Genomic DNA, 364 nt, shown 5'->3' on the forward strand with positions numbered 1-364 from the left:
GGCTGAGAAATGTCTTATGAACATCTTAACAGTTTTGAGCGAAAAGCAATCTATTATCGCCATAATAGTGGTGAAAGCTGCCGCTCAATCGGCCGTTTACTTAACCGACACCACACTACCATTATGCGAGAAAGAAAATAAGATGGGACAGTCAACGAAGTAACAATGTGGGCTTCTCGTAGTTTTTTATACACCCAATGAGTTAGATTGTAACTTCACCCAGGGGATTTTTGAGCAAAACCCATTGTTACGCCTTTCACAATAGAGGCTTCACACAAGAATAATAAAACAGCATACAATTTAAAGGAATAACATGAAGAAAGCACTACTTGGTACATTACTGTTCACGCTTCAAGGTTGTGTG

1 protein-coding gene is annotated in these 364 nt (G+C 39.3%); it reads left to right on the plus strand.

Annotation, left to right across the window (positions count from 1 at the left end):
• Positions 1-9 precede the first annotated feature (9 nt).
• The gene (locus tag J8L97_RS23295) at positions 10-141 is read left to right on the plus strand and encodes a helix-turn-helix domain-containing protein (protein WP_247671241.1); all 132 of its coding nucleotides are present in this window, start codon (positions 10-12) and stop codon (positions 139-141) included.
• Positions 142-364: the final 223 nt, after the last annotated feature.

Source organism: Pseudoalteromonas sp. MMG012 (assembly GCF_018100875.1).
GTDB lineage: Bacteria > Pseudomonadota > Gammaproteobacteria > Enterobacterales > Alteromonadaceae > Pseudoalteromonas > Pseudoalteromonas aurantia.

Excerpts from the sequence above, each read along its gene's own strand:
- J8L97_RS23295 (WP_247671241.1), top strand. The coding sequence starts at position 10 with ATGTCTTATGAACATCTTAACAGTTTTGAGCGAAAAGCAATCTATTAT.